Consider the following 9,951-nt stretch of genomic DNA (forward strand, 5'->3'; position numbering starts at 1 on the left):
AAAGAGGAGGATTTTGAAAACATTGAAACCTTGCAAGTTTGGTTCGAAGATAAGTTTTTGCACACCACAAAGGGGAAAATTTCTGCCGTAATTGATGCCCTACATCAGGATATTGTCCATAAAAATGATGAACTGAACCAGGTTTTTAAGCAAAAGGAGGATTTTGAAACCAAGTTAAGTCTCTTTCTAAAGCGCTTTCAAGGGATAAAGGAACGTTTTAATGATATTGAGGAAACCATTGAGATGCGTAATGAGGTGATGGAAACCTTGCGAAAAGGGGCTGATCGTTTTCCTCAGGATAGTGACTGGATGATTTATGATCGTATTCGAAGTGAGGTAGAGGATTTTTTCGATTACATTGATAGTCGTTTGGATGAATTAAGACTTTCCGTAGATCAGGCCGTAAAACAAGTAGCCAGACTTTATAAGAATTTTGAGTTCAAGCGCATGTTCAAAGTACGCATGGAGAAATTTCTTCATTTGCTGCTTAATCAATCTACCAATGAAAAGGGAAAATTAAAATTTCCTCAGGGAATAAGTACGAAATCTATTCCTGTAAACCGACCTTCTTTATATCTGTTTCCTGACCAGCTTCATATCGGCGATAAGAAATCACAAATTTTAGAGATTACTTCAGATAAAGAAAAACTGGAACAACAACGTCAGAAGCAAAAAGAGACTTTATGGCGAGATCAGAAAACGGCTTCTTGGACGAAAAAACTAAAAGAGGAGTTGAATCATAAAGAAGCCGTTAGGCTGGAGGATTGGTTTTTTAAAATCCTGGAGGAGGATAAAGACATTGAATTGTCAGTAAATGTGATTCATAAGGTGATGAATGCACCTGAATATAAGGGGAAGGCGGAAAAGCCCGATTTAAATGGTTTAAATCGAAAAGATATAGTTGTATGGAAAATGAAACTGGAATCTACGAATTCCTGAATAGGGAAGAATCAATAAATTATTTTGCCAAAGTGGATATGGCTTTGAAAAGTGGTCGTCATATTCAAAATAGAGATGCCGACCGAAACCTTTTTCAGTATTGTGAGGAGTTTTCGCATGATTTAAAACATTATTATTATCAGCTTTTTCAAGTTCATTTTAGTAGTGCCAGCTCTCAGCTGGGCAAATATTACTTTTTGGATTTTGAAGAGGAACATACCGGGAGTTTTACCAGTAATTTTAAACCCGAAATCCTGGAAGAGCAACAAGTAATTATAGGTGTTTTGCTGCTCAATTTGCAACATGAAGATTTACTAAGGAACGAGCATATTTATACTCTTGATGAAGTGATGGACTTTATTTTTGATAAGGAGTATAAGGATAATTTTTTGCGTCTGTTTACTAAAGGAAATGAGGAGAGCTTTTACGGCAAAGACAATAGTTTGCTCCAAACTAGTATAAGAAGAACTCTAAATAAATTTGAAAATTTAGGTTGGGTTAAATGGATTGATAAGAATCAAGAGCAGACTTTTGAGATTTTACCGGCCTTGGAAAGGCTTTATTTACTGTATAAATATGAAATAGAGCATGTAGATGATTTTTTAGAAAAGCTTTAGAAGACATTCGGCTTTTATGGGCACTTTGATGAAGTATACCTAGGTATAAAAAGATTTTTATATTACTCACACATTAATAATGGCTACAAATATTTTTCCCCAAATCTTTTCTCTGACGACTATTGGATTACGAAATCATTATAACCAGGATTATTTATTTCACCCTCAACGTACAGATTTTACGGGAGATAATGGGGTAGGAAAATCCATTATTGCCGACGTTTTACAGCTGATTTTGGTTGGGCGCAGCAGTTTGTGGAAAGCCGGAACGGATGGTACTGATGAAAATAAACGTCAGGTAAGGACTATGCCTTTGGATGATAAGGATAACCCATTTGCCTATGCTTTATTAAATATTCAACGGGAAGAAAATAAATTTATAGCCATTGGGGTCTATATCCCCACAAATAAATCTGCAGTTCGTCCTTTTGTAATTCACCGAAATTTGGAAAATGATGGTACGGTTTTTAACCTGGATCACCCAATTTTGTCGGACGATATTTTTCTTCATGGTAGAATTCCAGATCACAAGGAATTGAAAAAACACTTTCTTTCGAAAGGAATCAATTTTCAATCCTTTTATCATTCGGAGGAGGTGAGGGAATATCATAGGTTACTTTACAAAAATAAGATTCTACCCTATGACTTAAGTTCGGATAATAGTTTGAGGATGTTTGCTGAAGTATTGCAGTCTTTCTCCAGAGCCAAAACACTGAACATCAATAAATCTAAAAGTTTAAAGAACTTTCTTTTTACCAAAGATCAATCTGCTCTCGAACATTACAATAGTGAAAGAAACCGCTTGATTGAGTACATAGAAGAATACAATCGGGCGGAAGTCAACAGAGTGCAGCTATTGAAGAAGAAAGATGCTTTAAGTAGTCTGGAAAGTGCACTTGACAAGAAGGAAAAAACATTCTTTGATTGGTTACTCTGTGATACTGCACTGGCATTTCAAAAGAAGGAAGCAACTCAGGTAGAAATCAAAAAACTGGAAAAGGAGGAAAACAGTTTAACTCGTCAGTTGAATAAGCTCCAAAAAGAAATAGGTAAATTAGAAGAATCCACCTCTAAAAAAGAGAAGGAGCGTGATGATAAACAGAATAACATTAACCTCCTTAGTCAGCTCATGGGTAAAAAAGCCCAAAAGGAAGCTTTGCAAACCAGCTTGGAGGAAAAATCTGCAAAACTGGAAGAAGTAAGGGAGGAGGTTAAAAAATGCCAAAAGAGGGTAGAAGAGCTGCAAGAGGAACTGGACGAAAGAAATGCTCAACTGCCGGAACTAGTTCAACATGAAGAGTATTGGGACAAGGAGAGAAAAAAGCTTGAAGCCCAGGCACAGGCTATTCGTCCTTTGGAAGAACTGGTTGAGAAGTATGGTGACTTGCATAAAATCCGTTTTTCAATCCAGGAACAACAAAGAATGGTGGAGAAAAAAGACAAACTAGAAAAGTTAAAGAAACTTTCTCTTTTTGGTGATTTTGAAAAATCCTTATGGGCCACCCATTTTGATCAGGCAGAAAAATACTATTTAGAAAGGATAACAAACCTTCCCGGGGAAATCCGCCAACATCAAGAATTAATCTCGCTTTATGAACAAAAGAATGAGGGTTCCTTTTTTGAATGGGCTATAAATAAGCAAGAATCATTTTCTAAGGCAGAGGAAGCAGTTATCATGTATTTCAAGGATATTGCTTTGCATGAAGTAAAGGCTGAAAAAGGAGCCAGATACTTACTTTCTCCTGAAAAGATACTTCAGAATTTAACAGAAAAGGGGGATGGTGTTTGGCTCCAGCTTGGAGAAGTTAGAGAGTTTGTACCTTTTTCCAAAAAACGTCTTTTTGAGTCTCCAGATCAATTGAGAGATTTAATTGAAGAAGATAAAGTTAAAATTCAGGACCGTTTGGTGGAGTTAGAAGATGAACTCCAGCAACTTCAAAACCTCAAAATCGCCCTTAACAAGATTAGTTTTGACTCAGCCTATTTTGAACTATTCCTTGAACGTGAAACTATTGAGTCGTTTCAAATTGATGAGGACTTACCTTCCCTCTATGAATATGAAAGAATGCTGGAAAATGCTTACCTCTATAAGGACAGGAAAAATATTCGACAAAACCTTTCAGAGGCACAAAAGTTTTGGTCAGATTTCTTTAAAAAGAGAGACAAAACAGAGGACTTACTCAATCACCTTTCAAGGGAGCATAAACAGGTTATAGAAAAGGTTGCCGACTATACAGAAGGGGTGATTAGATTGGAGGGTGAGCATAGTCAACAAAAAATTCATTTTGATGAATTGCTGTTAAATATTAACAGTCTTTCGAAAGAATTAACCGTTCAGGTAAAAGAAAAAGACTATGAAAAGAGCAGCAAGTCTTTAAATCAGGTAGTTGAAAAACTCAAAGAAAAAATCGAGCAGGAAAAGGAAAAAACTACTGAAAAAAGATTGGAAGCAGGGAAAGTAGATCAACGAAAAGTTTCATTGCAAGCCACTTTAAGTGAAAAACAGAAAGTTTTTCTATATCAACAAAAGCATTTTGAAGAAAAAAGTAAAAACTTTAAAAATCACCATGGTTCAGAGTTTAAGTCATCCATGGCTCCTTCGGGATTAAATGATCAGAAGGTAACAGAAAAAGAATTTCAGAAGGAAAAAAGTGGCGAACAATATTCAATGGAATTCAATAAAGTGAAAATTGCCTTCCAAGAAAGTGAAAAAAGCCCGGAAGTTGAAGCTAATCCTTACGATTTTGAAACTCTGGAAAAAATATTGTTAGGTAATCATCGGGTGAAGGATTTAAATGCTATCACTCCTGAATTGGATCGTTTGAATGAGGAGATGAAAGAAATAGCCCGCAAACAAATTCGGTTTGTTGCCGATGTATTTAAAGATGTTGAGCGGGAGTACAACAAATGCAAACGGACCATTACCCAATTGAATGCTTTTTTCTCTAAGCAGTCTATTAGCAAGGATTTTACAGTTAGAATTGAATTTGAGGCAGATAAGAATTTACAAATTGGATGGATAGAGAAATTACGCAAACAAGCTAATTATCTCAATATTGAAAATGAAGGGGGATTATTCTTCAATGAAGATGTTAGGCCGGAAGAAATCATCGAAAATATTGCACAAAAATACTGTAATCTTACCGATTTAAGTATAAGCACCTTGGTGGATGCCAAGAATTACTTTGATTTGGAGGTTAATCTTTTGGATTCGGAGAAGAAAAAATATGGAGGAAGTACAGGGCAATCTTATATGGTTTTAGCCCTTCTATGTATTGGAAGGTTATCCATAGTAGAAGAATTTAGAGATAATCCTAGAGAGGGTATTAGGTTTATCATTATTGAAGAATTAGCCAATCTGGATGATGTGAACTTTGGGATTTTTCCAAAGATTGCCAAACAGTTTGGTTATCAGTTGATCACTATGACACCAAAACCTTATGGATCGGTTTCAGCTGAAGGTTGGTATTTACACATGCTTACCAGAGGTACTCGAAGAATAGATGTGAATGAGAAACCATATAGCGTATTGCGAAAAGAAAATGTGTTTGAGGAGCTGAAACTTCATTTTTATAGAGAAAAAGAAGAAATGGGGGAATTGCAGTTTTAGAAATTACAAAATGACCTAAAAACTGTAGTAGGGTCTAATTTGGACCCTACTTTTGAAAAAAGGGCTTTTTAAGATAATAGAGAGAATTTCTGGATAAAAAGTAAAGCAGGATTAAAAAACGATTAATATTTCAACTGACTGGCATATTGGGACAGTTGCGATCGTGCTTCTTTCCCCACTTCCTGGGCAATTTCCACAACGGTTTCAAAGGCACCTTTTCCTCCCACTTTTTCCCAATAATCCTTCCCAATTAGTACTGGTTCGTCATTTTTCATGTCTAGGATTTCTCCCGGTGGTTTATGGCGGTAATTTTTTTGATCTTCTCCAAAAGGGTTAAAATATAAAGCTACAAAGGTTTCACTTTCCGGTCGGGCTAGTTTAAGGTGAAGCATATCAGCTTTTGCATAAATAGCTTCTTCCTTGGAGGGTTTTCCTCCGTAAAGTCTGATAAAGGTTTCTTTTTTATTTTTCTTAAACCAAAGATCTGAAATAATGGACACTTCAATATCCCGAACTGGTTGAAAGGCCTGCACACTGTTCAGGTCTTTTTCCCATTGAGGAGCTCTTCTTAATCCCTGATTAGCTAAAAGCGAAAAATGACGGGAAACATTATTAATTTCCCCTTTGGATAGATTTACTATGGTACTTTTGTTTGTACGAGCAATAGAGGCTCCATTTGCCAGTGCCAAATATTTTGAGATTTTCCCAATTGACTCAATATCAAAACAAAGCCGGAATTCTTTTTCAAATCGTCCCCAAAAAAGCGTTTCCTCCGAAAGAAGAGCCTCCGCAAAGGGATCCATTGTTTCTCTTTTTCTTTTACTTTTTAACAGGAGATTTTCAACAGTTTTATCAATGCAGGCTTTAAATTCCAGCGCAATAGCTTCTTTATATTTCCTTTCCATTTGATAAATTATCAATTAGCGATGTGCTTAAGCCCTCAATTTAAAAAAAAATACCTAAAGAGAATGGATTTTGTCTTTTCTAAAAAAATGGTAATTGTAAATTTATCTCTATTTGGTAGAAAGGAAATATACTGTAATGGAAAAGTAGTGTTTAATTATGGGTTGATACCCTTTAAATTGATAATTGAAATATAAAGGAAAAATTCTCACAAAAACTTTAAATTGAAAACTCTATTATATCTTTTAAAAGAGGCACTGCTAATCCACCAAAAAAAGCCCACAGGTTTAGAACCTTAAAAGAAACTCAGTACCTTCATTAATCTTGGATTGTGCACTGATGGTCCCATTATGCTGTCTCATAATTTGTTTGGATAAACTTAAACCTATACCTGAACCTGTCTTTTTCGTTGTGAAGAACGGAATAAAAATCTTCTTAATTGCATCTTCATCAATTCCACTTCCGTTATCTTTTACACAAATAACGGTATGGTTTTTATCATCTTGATAGGCATAAAGCTTAATTTGTCGACCGGCTTCATATTCTTCGCTGACGGCATGTATGGCATTTTGACAAAGATTGATTAATACCTGTTCAATTAATTCCATATCAGCAATTAAAATCAAATTGTCAGGCTTCACTGAAATGACAAGGTGAATATTTTGCTCATTGATTTCATTTCTCATGAGAGTTTCAATTCTGTCAAAAAGCTCCCGAACAGAAAATTGAATAGGTTTAGGTTTGGGGATCACCGTCAAATTACGGAAATCACTTACAAAGCGGATTAAGCCCTCGCTTCTTCTTTGTATGGTTTTAATAGCCAGGTGGATGTCTTCCAGATCTGATTTAGTAATTGCCCCCCTCTCAGGTTCACTGTATTTTTGGATTTCTTCTTCCAATTCCCCTTCCACTGTAGCGGCCAAAGAAGAAATAGGAGTTACTGAATTCATGATTTCATGTGTTAATACACGAATCAAGTTTTGCCAGGCCTCCATTTCTTTTTCTTCCAGTTCACTTTGAATATTCTGAACAGAAACCAGTTTAAACTCTTTGTTTCGAAGATTTAATTCAATGGCAAAGATGGCCAATTGAACAGTTTCTCCTTTTTGTTCAATTTTGATTAGGTCTCTCCCTCCAGTTCGAAGTCTTTGGAAACTATCCACCAATTCCGGACTGATTTTTTGCAACCCATTAATATTTTTTAATTGATTTACCCGGAAAAGCCGCTTAGCCGCTGTATTGATAATCTGGATATCTCCATTTTTATCAAAAGTAAGAAGTCCAATACCTACATGCTGCACAATGGTTTTCAGGTAATGGTAATGTGCTTCTTTTTCTGCCCGCACTTCACGGAATTTATGAACCACCCGGTTAAAAGCTTCATTTAATTCTGATGTAGTACCATCACCATTATCTGAAGAGTAACTTTGTGTAAAATCATCGAAGGAAATAGCGTTTAAAAAAGAAGTTACTTCCTGATTGGTTTTGTCTAAAAACTTTAAAAGGTTATAGACTTGATACACTAATAGCCCAAAAACCAGTAGTTTGGTCAAGAAGAAGGTATCAGTAAAAAATGTATAGGAAAATAAAAATATGTTTAGAGATATTACAATGATCCGTAATACTACATTAAACTTAAAGTTCTTAAAGTCCATGCTTTTCCAGCCTACGGTATAGCGACGCTCGGGTTAAACCCAACTCTTTTGCCGCTTTTGAAATATTTCCAGTATGTTTATTGATTGCCTTTTGGATAACTGCTCGTTCCACTTCATCCAAATTGAAATTATCCAAGCCAATTTCTTTTTCTCCATTTTTCTGATTTAGGAAGAAGAAATCCTCGGTTTTTAGTTGTTGCTCATCACTCATAATGATGGCTCTTTCAATGGCATGCTGTAATTCCCGAATGTTGCCTGGCCAATGATAAGCCTGCAGTTTTTTGAGCGCCATTGCAGGGATTTTCTTTAAAGGCTTTCGGTACTTTTTACAATACATTTTTATGAAATGATTGGTCAAAATAGGAATGTCCTCTCTTCGATCACGGAGTGGGGGAAGGGTGATTTCCACTGTATTGATCCTGTAAACTAAATCTTGTCGGAAAGTATTTTCCTCTACCATTTCGTACAAAGGCATGTTGGTAGCGCAAACCAATCGAATATCAATAGGAATGGATTTGTTGGAGCCAATTCGGGTTACTTCCCTTTTTTGTAAAGCGGTTAGAAGTTTAGATTGTAAGGGTAAGCTAAGATTTCCAATCTCATCTAAAAACAGGGTTCCTTTGTTGGCTACTTCAAAGCGACCCGCCCGGTCCTCTTTGGCATCTGTAAAAGCCCCCTTTTTGTGTCCAAAAAGTTCACTTTCGAATAGAGTTTCTGTAATAGCTCCCATGTCAACCCCGATGAAAACGTTGTCCCTTCGCATGGAGCGTTGATGTATGGCGCGGGCAATTAATTCTTTCCCAGTACCATTTTCTCCTAAAATTAAAATATTGGCATCTGTAAGGCCAACTTTGTCAATAATGGCAAAAACATCCTTCATTGCCTGGCTTTCACCGATAATATCTTTAAAAGGCTCATTGCTTGCTTCCTGAAGTGTCTTTTTGGCCTGTTTTAATTCATCTACTTCATTATAAGAGCGTTTGAGCTTAAGAGCGGAAGAAATAGTAGCAAGAAGTTTTTCATTTTGCCAAGGTTTTAGTACAAAATCTGTAGCTCCCTCTTTTAACGCTTTTACAGCCATTTCCACATCTCCAAAGGCAGTTATCAAAATAACCACAGCTGAAGGGTCTTTCTCCATAATTTGGTGAAGCCAATAAAAGCCTTCCTTTCCACTGGTAATATCTTTACTAAAGTTCATGTCAAGAAGAATGACATCATAGGTGTCATTATTCAAAAGGAAAGGGATTTTCTTGGGGTTTTTTTCAATGATTACTTCATGAGCATGTTTTTTTAGTAAAAACTTGGCAGCAAGAAGTACATCTTCATCATCATCAATTATCAGAATTTTGCCTAAATCTTTATTCACCGCTTTACTATTTTTAAGGTTGTTAATTCTTTCATCTAATATAATGCCAGATCTCTATTTCTATTGTATATGATTGTATTTCAGTAGTTAAGGGGATATCTTAGAAAGGGAATTTTTGGCATTGTTCATTTTTGAACACTCAATGTACAAAATTAGTACAAAAGTCAGTGCTATTCCTTAAGTTTTTTTACCTCTGGGGAATTTTAATACCATTTATTTATGTTATACCAACTTAAGGATGGATATTTGTGACCGAAATTCAAATATTTTAAAAAATTATTCGAAAGGAAACAAAGTGATGAGTAAAGCTAAAAGTGGAGATAAAGTAAAAGTTCATTATAAAGGTACGTTGAAAGATGGTTCCGTATTTGATTCCTCAGAAGGAAGAGAGCCTCTTGAATTCGAATTGGGTGCCGGAAATATGATTGTCGGATTTGAAAAAGCTGTTTTAGGTCTGGAAGTAGGGGAGCAAGTAAAGGTGGAAATTCCTGCTGATGAAGCTTATGGATCTAAGCGTGACGATATGATGATTGAGGTGCCAAAAGAACAAGTTCCTGCGGACATCAAGCCCGAGAAAGGTATGCAATTAATGTTGCAACAACCTAATGGATCTCCTTTGCAGGTTATTGTAACGGAAGTGAAAGCGGAGGGAATTGTTTTGGACGCAAATCATCCTCTAGCTGGAAAGGATTTGATTTTTGATATAGAATTGGTTGAAATCGTCTGATTTCAATTTTATAAAGGGAAATTTATTAGATAAAAAAGGTTAACCATTTTGAGGTTAACCTTTTTTATTTACCAATTACAATTCGAACTTTATTGTTTTTTGGCCTTGCTGATCTTTTAGAGTCATTATTTATT

Annotated in this window: 7 protein-coding genes; 4 read left to right on the forward strand and 3 right to left on the reverse strand. The window is 35.8% G+C overall.

Annotated elements, in window-relative coordinates:
* The 3 genes from E1171_RS15820 to E1171_RS15830 all read left to right on the forward strand — a co-directional run.
* On the forward strand, positions 1-939 hold a 939-nt coding region (locus E1171_RS15820), incomplete at its 5' end, for a hypothetical protein (RefSeq protein ID WP_187696494.1).
* The gene (locus tag E1171_RS15825; RefSeq protein WP_155207022.1) at positions 906-1,556 is read left to right on the forward strand and encodes a chromosome partition protein MukE; all 651 of its coding nucleotides are present in this window, start codon (positions 906-908) and stop codon (positions 1,554-1,556) included. The genes E1171_RS15820 and E1171_RS15825, both read left to right, overlap by 34 nt.
* 79 nt (positions 1,557-1,635) lie before the next feature.
* Positions 1,636-5,166 carry a hypothetical protein gene (locus tag E1171_RS15830; RefSeq protein ID WP_155207023.1) on the forward strand — a complete coding sequence of 1,177 codons (3,531 nt, stop codon included), beginning with the start codon at positions 1,636-1,638 and terminating at the stop codon, positions 5,164-5,166.
* 122 nt (positions 5,167-5,288) lie between these two features.
* Here the strand turns inward: E1171_RS15830 and E1171_RS15835 are convergent, their stop codons facing one another.
* The 3 genes from E1171_RS15835 to E1171_RS15845 form a co-directional block, all read right to left on the reverse strand.
* Positions 5,289-6,071: a TdeIII family type II restriction endonuclease gene (locus E1171_RS15835; protein WP_155207024.1), complete on the reverse strand. Its 783-nt coding sequence runs from the start codon at positions 6,069-6,071 to the stop codon at positions 5,289-5,291.
* 285 nt (positions 6,072-6,356) lie between these two features.
* Positions 6,357-7,724, reverse strand: a complete 1,368-nt coding sequence (locus tag E1171_RS15840; RefSeq protein WP_155207025.1) for a sensor histidine kinase — start codon at positions 7,722-7,724, stop codon at positions 6,357-6,359.
* Complete coding sequence (locus E1171_RS15845; protein ID WP_187696495.1) at positions 7,714-9,090, reverse strand: sigma 54-interacting transcriptional regulator; 1,377 nt, start codon at positions 9,088-9,090, stop codon at positions 7,714-7,716. Before E1171_RS15845 ends, E1171_RS15840 begins: the two co-directional genes overlap by 11 nt.
* Before the next feature lie 298 nt (positions 9,091-9,388).
* On the opposite strand from E1171_RS15845, the gene E1171_RS15850 reads away from it, so the two are divergent.
* A complete protein-coding gene (locus E1171_RS15850) occupies positions 9,389-9,817 on the forward strand; it encodes an FKBP-type peptidyl-prolyl cis-trans isomerase (protein ID WP_155207026.1) in 429 nt (142 codons plus the stop codon).
* Positions 9,818-9,951 lie beyond the last annotated feature (134 nt).

The sequence above is a fragment of the Xanthovirga aplysinae genome (assembly GCF_009711365.1).
Taxonomy (GTDB): Bacteria; Bacteroidota; Bacteroidia; order Cytophagales; family Cyclobacteriaceae; genus Xanthovirga; species Xanthovirga aplysinae.